The sequence below is a fragment of the Streptomyces sp. DSM 40868 genome (assembly GCF_011820545.1).
GTDB classification, from domain to species: domain Bacteria; phylum Actinomycetota; class Actinomycetes; order Streptomycetales; family Streptomycetaceae; genus Streptomyces; species Streptomyces eurythermus.
The window spans coordinates 3492777-3511097 of record NZ_CP050504.1; the positions used below are offsets into that span (position 1 = coordinate 3492777).

Annotated in this window: 13 protein-coding genes and 1 pseudogene; 5 read left to right on the plus strand and 9 right to left on the minus strand. The window is 73.8% G+C overall.

Annotated features, from left to right (window positions below):
• Positions 1 to 33: 33 nt before the first annotated feature.
• From HB370_RS15730 to HB370_RS15740, 3 genes are all read right to left on the minus strand, one after another.
• Complete coding sequence (locus HB370_RS15730) at positions 34 to 957, minus strand: carbohydrate ABC transporter permease (protein WP_030782477.1); 924 nt, start codon at positions 955 to 957, stop codon at positions 34 to 36.
• 14 nt (positions 958 to 971) lie between these two features.
• Positions 972 to 1964, minus strand: a complete 993-nt coding sequence (locus HB370_RS15735; protein WP_030782480.1) for a sugar ABC transporter permease — start codon at positions 1962 to 1964, stop codon at positions 972 to 974.
• 411 nt (positions 1965 to 2375) lie between these two features.
• Positions 2376 to 3698 (minus strand): ABC transporter substrate-binding protein, encoded by a 1323-nt coding sequence (locus HB370_RS15740; RefSeq protein ID WP_030782483.1) that lies wholly within the window; start codon positions 3696 to 3698, stop codon positions 2376 to 2378.
• 484 nt (positions 3699 to 4182) lie between these two features.
• Here HB370_RS15740 and HB370_RS15745 point away from each other — a divergent pair, with 484 nt between their 5' ends.
• Positions 4183 to 5232: a LacI family DNA-binding transcriptional regulator gene (locus tag HB370_RS15745; protein ID WP_030782486.1), complete on the plus strand. Its 1050-nt coding sequence runs from the start codon at positions 4183 to 4185 to the stop codon at positions 5230 to 5232.
• A 152-nt stretch (positions 5233 to 5384) separates the two neighbouring features.
• A complete protein-coding gene (locus HB370_RS15750; protein ID WP_030782489.1) occupies positions 5385 to 6809 on the plus strand; it encodes a GH1 family beta-glucosidase in 1425 nt (474 codons plus the stop codon).
• Between the two features lie 148 nt (positions 6810 to 6957).
• On the opposite strand, the gene HB370_RS15755 is transcribed toward HB370_RS15750, so the two are convergent.
• Entirely contained in the window at positions 6958 to 7182 is a 225-nt protein-coding gene (locus HB370_RS15755; RefSeq protein WP_244405536.1) for a hypothetical protein, read from the minus strand.
• A 307-nt stretch (positions 7183 to 7489) separates the two neighbouring features.
• Between HB370_RS15755 and HB370_RS15760 the strand changes: the two genes are divergently transcribed.
• The gene (locus HB370_RS15760) at positions 7490 to 10411 is read left to right on the plus strand and encodes an AfsR/SARP family transcriptional regulator (protein WP_030782494.1); all 2922 of its coding nucleotides are present in this window, start codon (positions 7490 to 7492) and stop codon (positions 10409 to 10411) included.
• 58 nt (positions 10412 to 10469) lie between these two features.
• Here the strand turns inward: HB370_RS15760 and HB370_RS15765 are convergent, their stop codons facing one another.
• The 3 genes and pseudogenes from HB370_RS15765 to HB370_RS15775 form a co-directional block, all read right to left on the minus strand.
• Positions 10470 to 11927, minus strand: a complete 1458-nt coding sequence (locus tag HB370_RS15765; RefSeq protein ID WP_030782497.1) for a cellulose binding domain-containing protein — start codon at positions 11925 to 11927, stop codon at positions 10470 to 10472.
• Positions 11928 to 12039: 112 nt separating this feature from the next.
• Complete coding sequence (locus HB370_RS15770) at positions 12040 to 13443, minus strand: HAMP domain-containing sensor histidine kinase (RefSeq protein WP_030782499.1); 1404 nt, start codon at positions 13441 to 13443, stop codon at positions 12040 to 12042.
• Between the two features lie 362 nt (positions 13444 to 13805).
• Positions 13806 to 14489: pseudogene (locus tag HB370_RS15775) on the minus strand (response regulator transcription factor); the annotation flags it as partial.
• A gap of 143 nt (positions 14490 to 14632) precedes the next feature.
• Here HB370_RS15775 and HB370_RS15780 point away from each other — a divergent pair.
• On the plus strand, positions 14633 to 15166 hold the full coding sequence (locus HB370_RS15780) for a hypothetical protein (RefSeq protein ID WP_030782502.1): 534 nt from the start codon (positions 14633 to 14635) through the stop codon (positions 15164 to 15166).
• A 20-nt stretch (positions 15167 to 15186) separates the two neighbouring features.
• Here the strand turns inward: HB370_RS15780 and HB370_RS15785 are convergent, their stop codons facing one another.
• Both HB370_RS15785 and HB370_RS15790 read right to left on the minus strand, forming a co-directional pair.
• The gene (locus HB370_RS15785; RefSeq protein WP_030782504.1) at positions 15187 to 16050 is read right to left on the minus strand and encodes a fused MFS/spermidine synthase; all 864 of its coding nucleotides are present in this window, start codon (positions 16048 to 16050) and stop codon (positions 15187 to 15189) included.
• Positions 16051 to 16144: 94 nt separating this feature from the next.
• On the minus strand, positions 16145 to 16552 hold the full coding sequence (locus HB370_RS15790; RefSeq protein ID WP_030782507.1) for a hypothetical protein: 408 nt from the start codon (positions 16550 to 16552) through the stop codon (positions 16145 to 16147).
• Positions 16553 to 16826: 274 nt separating this feature from the next.
• Here HB370_RS15790 and HB370_RS15795 point away from each other — a divergent pair, with 274 nt between their 5' ends.
• Entirely contained in the window at positions 16827 to 18287 is a 1461-nt protein-coding gene (locus HB370_RS15795; RefSeq protein ID WP_030782510.1) for a hypothetical protein, read from the plus strand.
• The last annotated feature ends 34 nt before the right edge of the window (positions 18288 to 18321 follow it).

Sequence of the window (18321 nt, forward strand, 5' to 3'; positions counted from 1 at the left end):
CCGGTCCGGCGGGGCGGGCCCCGCGGCCGGGGGTCAGCCCTTGACCGCGCCCGCCATGATGCCCCCGACGATCTGCTTGCCGAAGATCACGAAGACGAGCAGCAGCGGCAGGGTGCTGATCAGCGCGCCGGCCATGACGATGCTCTGGTCGGGCGTGTAGGAGGCGCTGAGCTGGCCGAGAGCCACCTGGATGGTGGGGTCCTGCTGGTTCAGCGCGAGGAAGGGCCAGAAGAAGTCGTTCCATGCCTGGACGAAGGTGAGCATGCCCAGCACCATCATCGCGGGCCGGGCCACGGGCAGCACCACGCTCCACACGATGCGGATGTTGCTCGCCCCGTCCACCTTGGCCGCCTCGATCAGCTCGTACGGCAGCGCCTCGATCAGGTACTGGCGCATGAAGAAGACGCCGAACGCGCCGACCAGGGTCGGGAAGATCACCGACTCCAGCTTTCCGCCCCACCCGATGTCCGACATCATCATGAACAGCGGGACGACGCTGAGCTGGGGCGGGATGGTCAGGGTGGCGATGACCGCGGTCATCAGCACGTTCCGGCCGCGGAAGCGCATCTTGGCGAAGGCGTAACCGGCGAGGGTGCAGAAGAACAGGGTGGCGGCGGTGATGCTGCCGGCCACGATCACGCTGTTGACGATGGCCTTGCCCAGGTGCGCCTGGTCCCAGGCCGCCTGGAGGTTGCTCGCCAGTCTGCCGCCCGGCAGCAGCGGCGGCGGGCTGTCCAGGACCCGCTGCTGGTCGTGCGAGGCGGCCACCAGCGTCCAGTACAGCGGCAGGATCGAGCCGAGCCCGACGACGATCAGGGCGGCGTAGGTGAACGGGCCGCCCCGCAACTGCTGGCCGGCGCCCAGGCGGAGCCGGCTGCGGCCCTTGCCGGGGGTGGGGGGAGACGGTGTCTGGAGGAGGTCCAGCGCCGAGGTCTTGGTGGGACTGGTCGTGGTCATCGATGTCGCTCCCGTCAGGCCGCGTTCTTGCGCACGAACCGGCCGACGATCCAGTTGATCAGGGCGATCAGCAGCAGCAGGACGAGCATGGCCCAGGCCACGGCCGCCGCCGGTCCCAGATGCCCCAGCTTCCAGCCGTAGTTGAACAGGTAGATGCTGAGCGTCTCGTACTGGTGCTCGCTGCCGCCGATCGAGCCGAGGGTGCCGCCCTGGAGCAGCAGCGGCTCGCCGAACAACTGCATCGAGCCGATGGTCGAGATGACGATGGTGAACAGGATCGTCGGCCGCAGCGAGGGAATGGTCACCTTGCGGAACTGCTGCCAGCGCGACGCCCCGTCGATGGAGGCGGCCTCGTACAGATCGGTGGGGACCGCCTGCATCGCGGCCAGGTAGATCAGGGCGTTGTAGCCGGTCCACCGCCAGATCACGATGACCGAGATGGCGATCTTGGAGGTCCAGGTCCCGTTGCCCCAGTCGATGTTGCCGACGCCGAAGAAATGCAGCACCCAGTTGAGGATGCCGCCGTCGGCGCGGAAGACCAGCGCGAAGACCAGGGCGGCCGTGGCGACCGAGGTGGCGTACGGGGTGAGGATGACGGTCCGCCAGAAGGTGCTGGCGCGCAGCTTGTAGTTGAGCAGATGGGCGAGGCCCAGGGCCACCAGCAGCTGCGGCACGGTGGAGATGACACCGATGACGAAGGTATTGGAGACGGCCGTCCAGAACTCGGCGTCCTGGAGGATCCTGGAGAAGTTGTCGAGGCCCACCCACTCGGACTGGTCGAGGCCCGTCATCTCCACCCGGTGCAGGGCGATCCAGCCGGTGTAGAGGAGCGGATAGAGCCCGAAGGCGCCGAAGATCAGGAAGAAGGGGGCGATGTAGGCGTACGGCGACGCCTTGTCGTCGAAGCGCCACAGCCGGCTGCGCCATGAGCCGCGTCCGTTCGACGCGGCACCGGAGCCGCCGGACGGCGGGGTGTAGGCACCCCGGGCGGGGGTTGTCGTTGCCACGGAGGGAGTCCTTCCCTGAAGGTTTCGGCCGGTGGGGCGTACGGCGCGGTCCGTAAGGGGACCGGTCCGCCGCTCCCCGCGCGGATCGGTACGGTGGCGGACGACCCGTGCCGCGGCCTGACGTGCGTGTGGGGCGGAACCCGGCCGTCGGCCGCCGGTCCCCGCCGGTGACGCCGTGGCGGCGGCACCCGGGGCCGGGCGCCGCTCCACGTCGTCGGGCAACTCACCCGCCCGGGCCCGGGTCCTGCCGCCGGGCTCCCGTCGCCGGCCCGGAGGCCGGGCCCGGCGGGAGCCCGGCGACCTGGCCGGGATCCCCGTGCCGCGCGCCGGTCTGCGCTGCCGGCGGCGGGGGCGGGGTCGCCCGTACGGGCGGGGTGCGGGCGGCTCGGGGGCCGCCCGCACCCGGGCCGGTCAGCCGAGCGCCTTGTCGAGCGTCTCGGTCGCGGCCTTCCAGGCGTCGTCGGGGTCGGTGCCCCGCTTCTCCATGTTGTTGATCTGGTTGGAGATGGTGTCCTTGATGACGCCGTCCTTCGGGCCGAGCACCGCCTCGGGGATGGTCTTGGCCTCCTCGGCGAAGATCTGGCCGATGGGGGCGTCACTGAAGTACGGGAGCTTTCCGTTCTTCACGTCGGGCAGGTCGTATGCCTTCTGGTTGGACGGGAAGATACCGGCGGCCTTGAACACCGCGGCCTGCTGCTCGGGCGCGGTCAGCCACTTGACCAGCTCCTGGGCCTCCTTGACGTGCTTGCCGCTCTTGGGAACGGTCAGGAAGGAGCCGCCCCAGTTGGCCGCCGTGGAGCCGGGCGCGCGGGAGATGTCCCACTTGCCCTTGTAGGCGTCGCCGGAGTTGGTGGAGATCTGGGCGGCCATCCAGGCCGGGCAGGCCACGGTGGCCACGCTGCCCTTGCGCAGGGCCGCGGTCCAGGCGTCGGTGAACTGCGGCAGGCCCTGGCTGAGCTTCTTCTCGGCGGCTTCCGCGGCCAGGTTCCAGCCCTGCTTGACGGACGGGCTGTCCTTGTAGACCGCCTCGCCGTCGGCGTCGTAGTACTGCTGGGAGGAGGAGGAGACGACCGCGTTGTACATCGCGGAGGCGGAGTCCATGAAGTAGGTGCCGGAGGGCGCCTTCTTCTGGTACTGCTCGCCGAGCTTGAGGTAGTCCTCCCAGCCGCCGGCGACGGCCTTGGCGACGGCCTCGCGGTCGGTGGGCAGACCCGCCTTCTCGAAGAGGTCCTTGCGGTAGCACAGGGACATCGGGCCGATGTCGGTACCGGCGCCGATCACCGTGCCGTCCTTGGCGGTGGCCTGCTTGGCCTTCCAGGACACCCAGTCGCCGACGTTGATGGTCTTGCCGAGGTCGGTAAACTTGTCCGCCTGGGTGTCCACGACCTCCTTGATGCGCGCGACCTCGACACCGACGACGTCCGCCAGGCCGCTGCCCGTGTTCAGCTGCTGAAGGAGCTTCGGGTAGTAGTCCTGCTCGTTGGCGGTGGTCTCTTCCTTGACCGTGATGTTCGGGTGCAGCTCGTGGTACTTGGCGAACAGGTTGGCTTCCTTGTAGCCGAACTGCCCGTAGTCGGCCACCGTGAGGGTGATGTTGCCGTTGGCGTCCGTGCTGCCCGCCTCGCCGTCGTCGCTGCTGCAACCGGTCAGCAGCAGGGCGGAGGCGGTCAGGGCCGTCGTGACCGTGATCGCCGCTCTGCGGCCGTGGCCACCGCCGGTACGGGTGATGCGCATTCCACTACTCCTTGTTCCAGTGGGGAACGGGACCTCAGGATTCGGACCGCCGGGCCGGGCGGTCCGGACCTGCCCTCTCGGATCGAGCAGCGGCTAGCCAACAGCACACGGTGTGCGATGGAAACGTGCTGGTCAACGGTGTGCCATGCAAGGTAGAGGGGAAGGCCATGGGTGGTTTCGTCCGAACGGAAGAGAGCCCCGGTCACCCCGTGGGACCGCTCCCACGCGGCATGCCGGAAGACTCGTCCGTGCCGGGGCCGGGTGTCAAGACTTGAAGACGGCGTTGTTGCGCAAGCGTGTTCCGTACGTCACGGGAACGTGTCGCCCCGCTCACCTCGGCCGGGCACGGTCCGGCCGGCGTCGCCGCAGGTCACCGGCGGGGGCGACGGCTTCCCGCGGGCAACCGCCCGCCACCGCGGGGCGGTTGCCGGAATTCCTGGGCCAGAATGAAGCGCCCCCGACCCGGACCGCCGGAAGGTGAACGATGAGCCCTGCCGAACAGCCGCAGCCGCCCCGGACGGTGGACGTGCGGCGACCGACCCTGAACGCCGTGGCCGCCCGCGCCGGCGTGGGCCGGGGCACGGTCTCCCGGGTCATCAACGGCTCCCCCAAGGTCAGCGACCGCTCCCGGGCGGCCGTCGAGCGGGCGATCGCGGAACTCGGCTACGTCCCCAACCGCGCCGCCCGCTCGCTGGCCACCCGCCGCACGGACTCGGTCGCGCTGGTCGTGCCCGACGCCGAGAGCCGCCTGTTCGCCGAGCCGTACTTCTCGGAGATCATCCTGGGCGTGTCCGCCGGACTCTCCAGCGCGGGCATGCAGTTGCTGCTGGTGCTCACCGGCGACGAGACCGAGTACGGACGGCTGGCCGGCTACCTGGCCGCGCAGCGGGTGGACGGGGTGCTGCTGATGGCGGTGCACGCCGAGGACACCCTGCCCGACCGGCTCGCGGAACTGGCCGTGCCGACCGTGCTCGCCGGGCGCCGAGGCGAGGCGGAGCGGCTCGGCCATGTCCGCGCGGACAACCGGGGCGGCGCCCGGCTCGCCGTACGGCACCTGCTGGCCGGCGGGCGGCGGGCCGTCGCCACCATCACCGGACCGCTGGACATGGACGCGGCGCGGGCCCGGCTCGACGGCTACCGGGACGCGCTGCGGGACGCCGGGGTCCCGGTCGCCGAGGAGCTGATCGCGGCGGGCGACTTCACCGAGCAGGGCGGGCGCGCGGCCATGCGGGAACTGCTGCGCCGGCGCCCGGACCTCGACGCCGTCTTCGCCGCCTCCGACGTGATGGCCTCCGGCGCGGTGCAGGAACTGCGCGCGGCGGGCCGCCGGATACCCGGGGACGTGGCGCTGGTCGGCTTCGACGACTCCATCGTGGCCCGGCACATCGACCCGCCGCTGACCAGCGTCCGCCAGCCGCTGGCGGAGATGGGCCGCACGATGGCGAGCCTGCTGCTGGAGGAGATCGCCCAGCGCGGCACCGGGCAGCGCGGGGTGGTGCTGCCCACGGAACTGGTGGTGCGGGAGTCCGCCTGACGGGCCGTCCGCCGCACCGCGCCCCCGTACGCCCCCTGTCGCGTCGCACCCCCGCACGCCCCCCTGCCGCCTCGCACCACCGCACCCTCCCCCTTCCGTCGTGGGAGCGCTCCCATGCATAATGCGTGCACTCGACCCCTGGGAGAGCCTCCATGCCCGAACCGATGACACCGACCTTTCCGCCCGCCTTCCTCTGGGGCGCCGCGACCTCGGCGTACCAGATCGAGGGGGCGGTGCGGGAGGACGGCCGCACCCCGTCGATCTGGGACACCTTCAGCCATACGCCGGGCCGCACGGCCGGCGGTGAGACCGGGGACGTCGCGGTCGACCACTACCACCGCTACCGCGACGACGTGGCGCTGATGGCGGAGCTGGGCCTGACCGCGTACCGCTTCTCCGTCTCCTGGAGCCGGGTGCAGCCGACGGGCCGGGGTCCGGCGGTCCAGCGCGGCCTGGACTTCTACCGCCGGCTGGTGGACGAGCTGCTGGAGCACGGCATCAAGCCGGCGCTCACGCTCTACCACTGGGACCTCCCGCAGGAGCTGGAGGACGCGGGCGGCTGGCCGGAGCGGGACACCGCGTTCCGCTTCGCCGAGTACGCGCGGCTGGTCGGGGAGGCGCTCGGCGACCGGGTGGAGCAGTGGATGACCCTCAACGAGCCCTGGTGCAGCGCCTTCCTGGGGTACGGCTCCGGGGTGCACGCGCCCGGCCGCACCGATCCGGCGGCCTCCCTGCGCGCCGCGCACCACCTGAACCTGGGGCACGGGCTGGCCGTGTCCGCACTGCGCGCGGCGATGCCGGCCCAGAACCGGATCGCGGTCAGCCTCAACTCCTCGGTGGTGCGCCCGCTCAGCCAGGACCCGGCCGACCTGGCCGCCGTCCGCCGCATCGACGACCTGGCCAACGGGGTCTTCCACGGCCCGATGCTGCACGGGGCGTACCCGGAGACGCTGTTCGAGGCCACGCGCGCGGTGACGGACTGGAGTCACGTCCTGGACACCGACCTGCGCACGATCAACGCGCCGCTGGACGCGCTGGGCCTGAACTACTACACGCCGGCGCTGGTATCGGCCGCGTCCGGGGAGGTGAAGGGGCCCCGGCTGGACGGGCACGGCGGCGGCGAGCACTCCCCCTGGCCGTGCTCCGAGGACATCCTCTTCCACCAGACGCCGGGCGAGCGCACGGAGATGGGCTGGACCATCGACCCGACGGGCCTGTACGACCTGATCATGCGCTACACCCGTGAGGCGCCGGGCCTGCCGCTGTACGTCACCGAGAACGGCGCGGCCTACGACGACAAGCCCGACCCCGACGGCCGGGTGCACGACCCCGAGCGCATCTCCTACCTGCACGGGCATCTGTCGGAGGTGCGCCGGGCCATCGCCGACGGCGCCGATGTGCGCGGCTATTACCTGTGGTCGCTGATGGACAACTTCGAGTGGGCGTACGGCTACGGCAAGCGGTTCGGCGCGGTCTACGTGGACTACGCGACGCTGGAACGGACCCCGAAGTCGAGCGCCCGCTGGTACGGCGAGGCGGCCCGCAGCGGGGCGCTGCCACCGGTGCCGGCGGTCTAGCTCAAAGGACCCGGCCTGCCGTGGGGGCGGGCCGTTCGGCCCGGAGGACCCGGCCTGCCGTGAGGGTGGGCCGTTCGGCCCGGAGGGCGCGGCCTGTCGTGGGGGACGGGCCGCGCCCTTCGTCGTCCCCGGTGGGGGACGCCGGGCGTCAGGCGATCACTTTGAGCGCGGAGTACAGCGCGTAGAGGATGGCCGGGAGGGCTCCGACGAGCCCGGTCAGCGCCGCGATCACCACGGGCAGCCGGTGTGCCGACTTCAGCGCCCGGGCGAGATAGGCCACGAGGACGAAATAGGCCAGAGTCACCACGACTCCGGCCGAGAGCAGGACAGCAGGACTCATCGAGTGCATACGGCGCTCTTCTCTGTGCGACATGCCCAGTCCGGTGCCGGCCCCGCCGTGAGCAGGCCATACGCGTCCCTTGGCGGGGGACATGGACAGTCACGGGGAGGTGCCGGTGATATGACGGTAGCTCAAACCGAGCCCCGTGGGCCAGAGTTGGCCGAGACGACGAGAAGAGCAGGGGTCCCAGGGAGCCACCCCTGGGTTCCCCCGCTCAGGTCAGCTCCGGACTGGGCAAGTCGCGGAAGACTGCTCGTCAGATATTCGCGCGCCGAGATATACGAACGATATACGCGCCGTCCGCGCCGGTTGTTACCCTGACGTGCGGGAAGGGGGCGTCATGCGTGAATCGATATCCGGCAACCCGGAACCGCGGTTCACCCTCCTCGGCCCGGTACGCGCCTGGCGGGGCGAAAATCCCCTGCCCACGGGCAGCCCCAATCAACGCGCCCTGCTGGCGGCCTTGTTGATGCGTGAGGGCCGCACGGCGACGACCGCCGAGCTGATCGACTCCCTGTGGGGCGACAAGCCGCCGTCCTCCGCACTGGCCGTCGTGCGCACATACGCCTCCCGGCTGCGCAAGATCCTCGACCCCGGGGTCCTGGTCAGCGAGTCGGGCGGGTACGCGATGCGCGCGCTGCCCCGCGACGCGGTCGACCTGTGGGTCGTCCGCGATCTGACCGAGGAGGCGGAGCGGGCGCGCGCCGCCGGGGATCCGGGCCGGGCACGGGACACCCTGGACCGGGCGCTGGCCCTGTGGGACGGCGAGGCGCTGGCTGGCGTGCCCGGCCCGTACGCGGAGGCACAGCGCACCCGCCTGGAGGAGTGGCGGCTGCAACTGCTGGAGTCCCGCCTGGACTTGGACCTGGAGCAGGGCCGACACGCCGAGGCGGTGGCCGAGTTGACCGCGCTGACGGCGGCCCACCCGCTGCGCGAACGGCTGCGCGAACTGCTGATGCTGGCGCTGTACCGCAGCGGCCGGCAGGCGGAGGCCCTCGCGGTGTACGCGGACACCCGTCGGCTGCTCCGGGACGAACTGGGCGTGGACCCGCGGCCGGGCCTCAGCGACCTCCAGCAGCGGATCCTCCAGGCGGACCCGGCCCTTTCGGTGCCCTCCGCCCCGGTGACCGGACCGGCCGCCCTGCCCGTCGTGCCCGCTCAACTACCCGCGACGGTATCCGACTTCACCGGCCGGACCGCCTTCGTGGAGGAGCTGCGCGACGTGCTCGCGTCGGGCGCGGGCGAGGTGATGGCCGTATCGTCCCTCACGGGCATCGGCGGGGTCGGCAAGACGGCACTGGCGGTGCAGGTGGCGCACCGGGCGAGCGACGCCTTCCCGGACGGGCAGCTGTACGCCGACCTCCAGGGCGCGGGGCGGCATCCCGTCGAACCGGCCACGGTGCTCGGCTCGTTCCTGCGCGCGCTCGGCACCCCGGACACGGCGATCCCCGACTCGGCGGAGGAGCGGGCGGCGCTGTACCGCTCGCTGCTGCGCGGCCGGCGGGTCCTGGTGGTCCTGGACAACGCCCGGGACGCGGCCCAGGTCCGCCCGCTGCTGCCCGGCACCCCCGGCTGCGCGGCCCTGGTGACCTCGCGCGTGCGGATGCCGGACCTGGCGGGCGCCCATCTGGTCGACCTGGACGTCATGTCCCCGGAGGAAGCCCTGGCCCTGTTCACGCGGATCGTGGGCGAGGAACGGGTGCGGGCGGACCGCGAGGCGGCCATGGACGTGGTCGCGGCCTGCGGCTACCTGCCCCTGGCCATCCGCATCGCCGCCGCCCGCCTGGCGGCCCGCCGCACCTGGACCGTCTCGGTGCTGGCGGCCAAGCTCGCCGACGAACGGCGCCGGCTGGACGAACTCCGGGCGGGCGACCTCGGGGTCAAGGCCACGTTCGAACTCGCCTACGGGCAGCTGGGCCCGGCTGAGGCCCGCGCCTTCCGCCTCCTCGGCCTGGCCGACGGCCCCGACATCTCCCTGGCCGCGGCGGCAGCGGTCCTGGACCTCCCGGCCGAGTACGCCGAGTACCTGCTGGAGTCCCTGGTCGACACCTCCCTGCTGGAGTCGGCCGCGCCCGGCCGCTACCACTTCCACGATCTGGTCCGCCTCTTCGCGCGTGCCTGCGCGGAGCGGGACGAGGGGCCCGCCGAACGGGAGGCCGCCCTCGCCCGTCTGCTGGACTTCCACCTGGCCACGGCCACCCGGGCGTACGCGGCCGAGCGGCCCGGGGACCGGCTGGTGGAGCACCTGCACGGCGCCGGACGGCCGGGGCTGTCCTTCACCGGCGCGCGGGAGGCCCAGGACTGGCTGTACACGGAGGCCGGATCCCTGCTCTCCGTGGTACGCCAGTCGGCCCGGCCGCCGCTGCTCGGCCGCGCGGTGGACACCCTGTGGGCCGCGCTCGACCTGTCCGACGGCAGCGGCGCGCGGGCGTACGAGGAGACGGCCCTGGCCCTGTGCGACGCCGCCCGCGCGGCCGGCGACCGGCGGACCGAGGCGCGGGCGCTGGTCACGGTGGCGCACGCCCATGTGATCAGCGGCCGGTTCGAGGAAGCGGACGAAGCCGCCGCGCGGGCCGTCGAACTGAGCACCGGCACCGACCCCCTGACCACGGCCTGGGCCTGCTACCGAAGGGGCGTCATCGCGCAGTACCAGCGCCGGCTCGCGGACGGTGACGGGTATCTGGCGCACGCGGCCGACGGCTTCCGCGCCTGCGGCGACCGGCCCGGCGAGGCGATGGCGCTGTCCCTCCTCTCCCGCCTCCGCATGGCGGCCGGCCGTCCCGAGGAGGCCGTCCGGCTCGCCCGGCAGGGGATGGAGATGTACGACGCGATGGGCCACGCCCTGCGCGGGGCGAACGCGCGTTACGCCCTGGCGCTGGCGTTGGCCGCCACCGGGGAGCCTGCCGCCGCGCTGCGCCTGCTCGGCGAGGCACTTGAGGTGTTCCGGGGCGGCAGGCTGCTGTTCTGGCAGAGCATGACCCACTACCGGATGGCGGAGATCCACCTCGCCCAGGACGCCCCGGCGGCTGCCGCGGCCTCGGCGGAGGCCGCGCTGATCCCGCTGAACGAGGTCGGCGGGGACGTGTGGCGGGCGAACGCGCTGACGCTGCTGGGTCGCGCGCTCTCCCGGCTCGGCCAGTCCGGCCGGGCCGAGTCCTGCTGGCGGGAGGCGCTCGCCCTGTACGAGGAGCTGGGCGCGGACGAGGCGCGCGACCTGCGGGACCTGCTGCACGAGGGCGCCGCGTCGGCGCCGGCCTCCTGAACCGGCACCGCCCCGGCCGGAACCGTCCGGCCGGGGCGGATCCTCCCGTGGGGGAAGGTCACTTGTAGGCGCCGAACGCCTTCGAGAAGGCGTACGGGTCCTGGGCGACGGAGCTGCACGTGGGGTCGGCGGCGGGCTTGGGGCCGCCCGCGCAGCTCTTGTCCCGGGTGGCGGACCACATGGACAGCCAGCCCAGGCCCTTGGACTGGGCGAAGTTCACCAGCTGGGTGGCGTCCTCGACCTTGAAGACCTCGGAGGAGACGTCGTTGACGCCGATCATCGGGGTGACGGCCACGGCCTTCCAGGCGGCGGCGTCGGACAGCCCCAGCACGCTCTTGACCTGGGCCTGGGTGGCGGTCGCGGCCTGCTCGGCGTAGGTTCCCATGTCCCCGCCGTACGAGGCGCCGTAGTCCATCGCCATGATGTTGACGGCGCCGATCCGCACGCCGTTGGCCTTGGCGTCGGCGAGGAGGTCGACGCCGGCCTGGGTGAGGCCCTCGGGCATCACCGGCAGCGTGAAGGAGACGTCCAGGCCGGGGTGCCGGGCCTGGAGCTTGGCGATGGCCTGGGCACGGCGGGTGTTGGCGGCCTTGTCGGGCAGCGCGCCGCCCTCGACGTCGAAGTCCACCTTGGTCAGCTGGAAGGCGTCGACCGCCTTTCCGTACGCCGCCGCCAGCGCGTCCGCGGAGGAGCAGGTGGTGGCCAGCTCGGAGCCGGAGGCGCCGCCGAAGGAGACCCGGACGTCACCGCCCTTGGCCCGCAGCGCGCCGATCTGCGCGGCCACACCGTCGCCGGTGAGGTCCGTGACCCCGCCCCACTTGGGGGTGCAGCCGCCGCCGTCGGTGAGGAAGGCGAGGTTGTAGTTCTTCACGCCGGTGGCGTCGGCCGCGCCGAGGAGGTCGAAGGCCGGGTAGAGGGAGGTGTCGACGTAGGGGGCGAAGCCGGCGGGGGCGGTGTTGCCGGTGCCGGTGCTCTGCGACGGGGTGGGGGTCGGGGTGGCGGTCTGCGTGGGCGTGGCCGTCCTGGTGGGGGTGGGGTCCGGGGCCGGGGTGGTCTGGGTCGGGCGGCCGCTCGGCTCGGGGGTGGCGCCGCCGTCCGCGGAGCACGGGGCGCCGTCGATGCGGCAGCCGGCCGGGTCGCCGCCGCCGCTGACCACGAAGCCGACGGTCACCGACTTGCCGGGGGCCAGCCCGGCGGTGTCCCAGGCGGCCGGCTTGACGGTGACGTGCCGGCCGCTGACGCTCGACTCGCCGTTCCAGAGCGAGGAGAGCGTGGCGCCCGCGGGCAGGTCGAACTCCAGCGTCCAGGTCTTCTCGGTCTGACCGGTGTTGTTGGTGACGACGTACTGGGCGGTGTAGCCCGTGGACCAGTCGCTGGTCCTGGTGTACGCGGCGTTCACCCCGGCCGCGTTGGCGGTGCCGGTGAGCAGGACCGCGCCGCCGCCGATCACGGCCGCGGCCAGCAGGCCGCCTATCGCCTTGTTCCTGCCACTGATCCTGCGCCGGTGCGTGCTCATGCGCGTGCCTGCCTTCGCTGTTCACGGGGGGGTGGGGTGCGGCAGCACGCTAGCGATCCGGAAACGGACAAACCGCTTGTCCGGGGCGCCCGTCGCGGACCTTAGGGTTCGCTTAAGGAAGCGATCGGGAACGGTTAAAGGCCAAGACCGATTTGCCCGGGCGGCGCCTGCGCACGGCCCCTCTCCGGCCACGGCCCACCGGCCTCCGGCCGCCTTGCTGGAGCCAGACCCGCACCTCCGTGCCGCCCAGCACCGAGGAGCCGATGCGTACGTCCCCGCCGGTGGACTCGGCGAGCCTGCGGACGATGTCCAGGCCCAGCCCGGTGGAGCCGGTGTGCCCGGAGCCCCGGCCGCGGGCCATCGCCGCCCGGGGGTCGGGTATGCCGGGACCCGCGTCGGAGACGAGCACGATCACCGCGTCCTCGCCGTTGTGCACGTCGACCGCGAAGGCGGTGCCCTCGGCGGTGTGCCGGAAGACATTGCCGAGCAGGGCGTCGAGGGCGGCGGCCAGGTCGGCGCGGGCCACGGGGACGCGCACCGGCCGGTCCACCCCGGCCACCCGCCACTTACGGCCCTCGTCCTCGGCCAGCGCGGACCAGAACTCCATGCGCTCGCGCACCACTTCGGCCGCGTCGCAGCCGGCGCCGTGCCCCGCGGCGGCCGTCTGCGGCTTGGCCTCCCGGGCGGTGCGGATGATGGTGTCGACCTCGCGTTCCAGCTGGGCGACGGCGGCCCGGGTCTGCTCGGCGGCCGGTCCGCCGCCGAGGGAGGCCGCGTTCAGTCTGAGGACGGTGAGCGGGGTGCGCAGCCGGTGCGAGAGGTCGGCCGCCAGCTCGCGTTCGTTGGCGAGGAGTTGGACGACCTGGTCGGCCATGGCGTTGAACGCGCTGGCGGCCAGCCGCAGTTCGGTCGGGCCGTCCTCGGGCACCCGGGCGCCCAGCTTGCCCTCGCCCAGTTCGTGCGCGCCCTCCACCAGCCGGCGCGCGGGCCGCACCATGCGTACCCCGAGCCGGTCGGCGACGGCCACCGAGCCGACGATCAGCGCCAGGCCGACGGCGGCGAGCACCGCCCAGGCCGTGCCGACGCCGTTGGTCACCTCGGACTCGGGGACGTACACCTCGACCACGGCGATCGCGCCCGAGCCGAGGGCGACCGGCTGGAGCAGCGTGGAGCCGCCGGGCACGGTGGTGGTGGAGGCCCGGCCGAGTCCGCGGACGGCCCGGATGTCCCGGGCGGCGGCGCGCTGCCGGCCGAGGTCCAGCGCGGCCCGGCCGCCGTCGGCGGGCAGGTGGACGGCCATCCGGGAGCCGGCGCCGGCCGAGGCCACGACCCGCTCCAGCTGGTCCCGGTCGGTGGTGATGGACAGCGCGGGCGCGACCGCGGCGGCCTCCCGCTCGGCGTTGGAGAACGCGCGGTCACGGGCCATCTCCTTGACGACCAGGCCGAGCGGGACCGCGAAGGCGACGACGACCATCGTGGTCACCGCGAGACAGACCTTGACCAGCGCCCACCTCATCGCGGCCCGCCGCCGAAGGGGGACGGGGGAATGCGGGAGCCGTGGTCGGAGGGCGCGTGAACGGAAGGGCCAGGCGCGGAGGTGCCGGGCGCGGCCGGCCGGGGCACCGAAGGCCGGGACCTGTCCGGTCGGGACACCGGGAGGTCGGGCATGGGGTGGCGGGGCGCCGGGGGCTCGGGCATGGCCGGCCGGGACTCCGGAGGCTCGGGAGCGGTCGGCCAGGCCGCCGTTGGATCGAGCATGACCGGCCGGGGCCCCGGGGGCTCGGATCCGTCCGGCCGGGACACCGGGAGGTCGGATCTGTCCGGCCAGGTCATCCGAGGTCCGCGCGTGGAGTGTTCGTGTGCGGAGCTTTCGGGTGCCGGGGGTTCGAGTTTGACGCCGACGCCGCGGAGGGTGTGCAGATAGCGCGGGCGGGCGGCCGTCTCACCCAGTTTGCGGCGGAGCCAGGACAGATGGACGTCGATGGTCTGGTCGTCGCCGTAGGACTGCCGCCAGACCTCGGCGAGGAGTTCCCGGCGCGGGACGACGACCCCGGGCCGGGCGGCGAGGAAGGCGAGCAGGTCGAACTCGCGGCGCGTGAGGTCGAGCCGGACGCCGTCGAGTTCGGCCTGGCGGCGCAGCGGGTCGACGGTCAGGCCACCGACGCGGAGCACGGGCGAGGCCGGTGTCTCCCCTCCGCCGGCCCGGGCCCGGCGCAGCACGGCCGCCATCCGGGCGCACAGGTGCTCGACGGAGAACGGCTTGGTCAGATAGTCGTCCGCCCCGGCGTTGAGCAGCCGGACGATCTCGGCCTCGTCGTCCCGGGCGGTGGCGATGATGACCGGCACGTCGGTGACGCCCCGGAGCATCTTCAGGGCCTCGGAGCCGTCCAGATCGGGCAGTCCGAGGTCCAGCACGACCACGTCGAAACGGACGTGGGCGACCTCGCGCAGCGCCTCCAGCGCCGTGCCGACGCTGCGTACCGTGTGGGCGGCGTCGGTCAACTGCCGGATGAGCGCCGAGCGCACGAACTGGTCGTCCTCGACCACGAGCACACTTGCCATGCGCCGCACCGTACGCCATGCGGCCGGGCCCGTCCGGAGCCTGTGGACAACTCCGCGCTTGTGGACAACTCCCCACGCCCGGAGTGACTGCTGTGCCTGCCGTGACTGCTGTGACCTGTATCCGGTGAGGCAGTATGGCGCCGATGCGCAGAGGACTCGTACACGTACTGGCCTGGCTGCTGGCGACGGGAGCGGCGGTCACGCTGTCCTGGTGGGGCGTGCACACGGTGCTGGCCGGGACCGCGTACGAGCCGCCGCGCGCCCTGCCCGTCCCGGCGGCCGGCGCGTCGGCCCCGCAGACGCCTTCCGAGCCCCCGGCGCCCGCCGCCTCCCCGGCCCCGCCGTCGACGGAGGAACCGGCCCGGCACACGCCCGCCCGGACGGCCACGGCCACCCCGGCCCGCCCCCGGACCCCGTCCCCCACCGCCACCGCGTCCGTCACCGCCGGCACGTCCGGCCGGGTCAGGTCGTACGACACCGACGGCGGCCGGGCGGTGTTCGACCTCGGTCCGGCCGACGCCACGCTGGTCTCGGCGACCCCGGGCACCGGCTGGTCGATGCAGGTGTGGAAGACGGCGAGCTGGATCCGGGTGGAGTTCGTCCGGGGCGCGGACCGGGTGTCGGTGTTCTGCACCTGGCACGACGGGCCGCCACGGGTCGAGGTCGGCACGTACTGAGCGGGGCCTGAACAGCGGCCCTAGCGGAACACCGAAGGCGGCGGGGCCGGGGACGCCACCGCGACCTCGTCCGTCACGGGCGCCGCGCCGCCGGTGAAGTCGGTGAGCGCCCGGCCGTGTTCGACCCGGCCGGGGTGCGGGTCGGAGGCGGCGCGGCGGGTGAGCTCGGCGAGCGGCAGCGGGGCGTCGGAGGCGACCAGGACGGCGTTGCCGAAGCGCTTGCCGCGCAGCACGGCCGCGTCGGCGATCAGCGCGAGTTCGCCGAACCGGGCGGCGGCGGTGGCGATCTGGCCGCGCAGGTGGGCGAGCGGCGGGCCGTCGGCGAGGTTGGCCGCGTAGCTCCCGGTGGGTTTCAGGGCCCGGCGGACCTCGTCGAGGAACTCGGTGGAGGTGAGGTGGGCGGGGGTGCGGGCGCCGCTGAACACGTCGGCGATGACCAGGTCGGCCCAGCCGTCCGGCACCTTGGCCAAGCCCTCCCGGGCGTCCGCCGCGCGCACCCGGACGCGCGCGTTCGCGTCCAGCGGCAGCTCGCGGCGGACCAGCCGGACCAGGCTCGCGTCGCGCTCCACGACCTGCTGGGTGGAGCGGGGCCGGGTCGCGGCGACGTACCGGGCGAGGGTGAAGGCGCCGCCGCCGAGGTGCACGGCGTGCACGGGCCGGCCGGGCGGGGCGGCGAGGTCGATGACATGGCCGAGGCGCCGCTGGTAGTCGAAGGAGAGGTACGCCGGGTCGTCCAGGTCGACGTGCGACTGGGGCGCCCCGTCGATCAGCAGGGTCCAGGCCCGGCCGCGATCGGGGTCGGGGACGAGCTGCGCGAGACCGCCGTCGACCGGCTCCTCGACGGTGACGGCCGACCTGCGCCGGGTGTTCCTGGACCTGCCCATCCGCCCATTTTCGCAGGTGTCACGGCAGGGCGCGGACCCGCCGGCGACCGGTCGGGGGCGCGGGGCACGCGCCTCGGCAGCGCGTGCCGACGCCTCAGCAGCACTTGTCCGCCACCTCGATCAGCCGGGCCGCCTCCCCCAGGGCCCGGCGCAGTACCGCCGGGTCCGTGGCGGGGTCGGTCTCGCCGGGGGGCAGCAGCCAGTCCGAGCCCGCCACCGGGGGCCCGGGGTCCAGTCTCAGCCCGCGCCCGTCCGTCTCGGTGCAGGTGCTGCCCGGCACGTCCCAGCAGGCCGCCGTACCGGCCGGCACCAGGAAGCCGAGGGTGTCGCGGTCGTCGTCGTGCAGGACGGGCCCCACCGCGTCCGCTCCCGCTCGCCGCAGGATGTCGACCGCCTCCAGCCCCTGCCGGGCCGGTACCGTCACGAGGTCGCATGCCGGGTCGCCCGCACACGCGGACGACGACGGCGACGTACAAGGTTCGTTGCTCTGGCTGGTCTCCATGCCGGCCTCCACACAGCCCTGTTGCGGTCCACGGGGTTCAACGCGACAACGCGTCAACAGGCACGGCCCGAGTGCGCCGCAAAGGATGGCACTTCATGGCAGATCACACGGGAGATACCCGGTTTGTGGCCAAACACCGCGTGCCGGACCCCGTACAGCGGGTACGTTCATGCCCGCCGGAGCCGGAGCGTCAGCCAGGCGTCCCGTCCCGGTACCACCCCGGAACCGCCCCGGTCCCGGCATGGTTCGACGGTTCGCACGAGAGGACCCGGCCATGACGTCGTCAACGGTGACCTCGTCACAGCCCGACCGGACGCCCCGGCCGAACCTCGCCTTTCGCCGGCTGCGGGGCCCGCGCTCCCCGGCCGAGTTCGCCGCGCTGGTCCGGCGGGCCGCGCGCGAGATCGGCGAGCGGGTGAGCTGTGACGCGCGCTACATCGGCCGGGTCGAGGCGGGCGAGATCCGCTGCCCCAACTACGCCTACGAGCGGGTGTTCCTGCACATGTTCCCCGGCCGCACCCTCACCGACCTGGGCTTCGTGCCTCGTTCGTCCGTCCGCGGCCGGGCGGCGCGTACGGCCGTGGCGGCTCCCCGGGGGCCCGCACCCGGGGAGCCGCCCGGGGCCGGTGGGCCGTACGACCTGCGGGACCCCTGGCAGAACGATCCCCCGAACCACGCGAACCACGAGGAGAGCGACGTGCTGCGTCGCGCATTCATGACCGGCGGAGGCGCCACGGTGGCCGCCGCCACCCTGGCCCCGCTGGGGCTCGCCCCGGCCGCCGAGGCGGCGGACCGGCTGCCGCGGCGCGCCGGGATCCCCGAGGCCATGGCCCTGGAGGAGGCCGTCCGCCGCATCCGGCTGCTCGACGACCGGCACGGCGCGGACGGCCTGTACCGGCGCGCGGCGGCCCCGCTGCGCGCCGCCTACGCGCTGCTCGACGCCGGCGCCACCCGGCAGACCACCGCCGACCGGCTGCACGCGGGCGCCGGTGAACTGGCCATCTCCGTCGGCTGGCTGGCCCATGACTCCGGCCGCTTCGACGACGCGCGCTCGCACTACGCGGAGGCGCTGGCCACCGCCCGGATGACCGGGGACGCGGGGCTGGAGGCGCACGCGTTCTGCAACACCGCCTTCCTCGCCCGGGACGCGGGCCGCCCCCGGGAGGCGGTCCGGGCCGCGCAGGCCGCGCAGCGCGCCGCGCGGCCGCTCGGCTCGGCCCGGCTGCTGTCCCTGCTGGCGCTGCGCGAGGCGGGCGGCTGGGCGGGGCTCGCCGACCGCACCGGCTGCGAGCGGGCGCTGGCGCGCGCCCAGGCCCTGTTCGAGCGGGGCCGCGCGGACGCGGACCCGGAGTGGATGAGTTTCTACGGCGAGGCCGAGCTGGCGGGCCTGGAGGCGCAGTGCTGGTCCACGCTGGGCGACTGGCGGCGGGCGTCCCGGCAGGCGCGGCGCGCCGCGCAGGCGCAGGATCCGCACTTCACCCGCAACATCGCGCTCTACACCGCCGAACTGGCCGACGACCTCGCCCGCGAGGGCCGTCCCGACGAGGCGGCGGAGGCGGGACTGCGGGTGCTCGCGCTGCTGGACCAGGTCCAGTCCTCGCGGATCCAGGGCATGCTGGCCGGGACGGCACGGGTACTGCTGCCGCACCGGCGGGCGTCGGGAGTGGCGGAGTTCCTGAACCGGCACGCGTCCTACAAGGGGCCGCGTCCGGTACGGGACGGGGAGCCGGTGTAGTCACCGGCCCGGGCGGGGCAAGCGGCGTACCCGC

Bases quoted from the DNA above. Each gene is read 5' to 3' on its own strand.
- HB370_RS15790 (WP_030782507.1), bottom strand. From the start codon at position 16,552: ATGGAGACCAGCCAGAGCAACGAACCTTGTACGTCGCCGTCGTCGTCC.
- HB370_RS15760 (WP_030782494.1), top strand. From the start codon at position 7,490: ATGCGTGAATCGATATCCGGCAACCCGGAACCGCGGTTCACCCTCCTC.
- HB370_RS15785 (WP_030782504.1), bottom strand. From the start codon at position 16,050: ATGGGCAGGTCCAGGAACACCCGGCGCAGGTCGGCCGTCACCGTCGAG.
- HB370_RS15745 (WP_030782486.1), top strand. From the start codon at position 4,183: ATGAGCCCTGCCGAACAGCCGCAGCCGCCCCGGACGGTGGACGTGCGG.
- HB370_RS15770 (WP_030782499.1), bottom strand. From the start codon at position 13,443: ATGAGGTGGGCGCTGGTCAAGGTCTGTCTCGCGGTGACCACGATGGTC.
- HB370_RS15750 (WP_030782489.1), top strand. From the start codon at position 5,385: ATGCCCGAACCGATGACACCGACCTTTCCGCCCGCCTTCCTCTGGGGC.
- HB370_RS15795 (WP_030782510.1), top strand. From the start codon at position 16,827: ATGACGTCGTCAACGGTGACCTCGTCACAGCCCGACCGGACGCCCCGG.
- HB370_RS15740 (WP_030782483.1), bottom strand. From the start codon at position 3,698: ATGCGCATCACCCGTACCGGCGGTGGCCACGGCCGCAGAGCGGCGATC.
- HB370_RS15755 (WP_244405536.1), bottom strand. From the start codon at position 7,182: ATGTCGCACAGAGAAGAGCGCCGTATGCACTCGATGAGTCCTGCTGTC.
- HB370_RS15765 (WP_030782497.1), bottom strand. From the start codon at position 11,927: ATGAGCACGCACCGGCGCAGGATCAGTGGCAGGAACAAGGCGATAGGC.
- HB370_RS15730 (WP_030782477.1), bottom strand. From the start codon at position 957: ATGACCACGACCAGTCCCACCAAGACCTCGGCGCTGGACCTCCTCCAG.
- HB370_RS15780 (WP_030782502.1), top strand. From the start codon at position 14,633: ATGCGCAGAGGACTCGTACACGTACTGGCCTGGCTGCTGGCGACGGGA.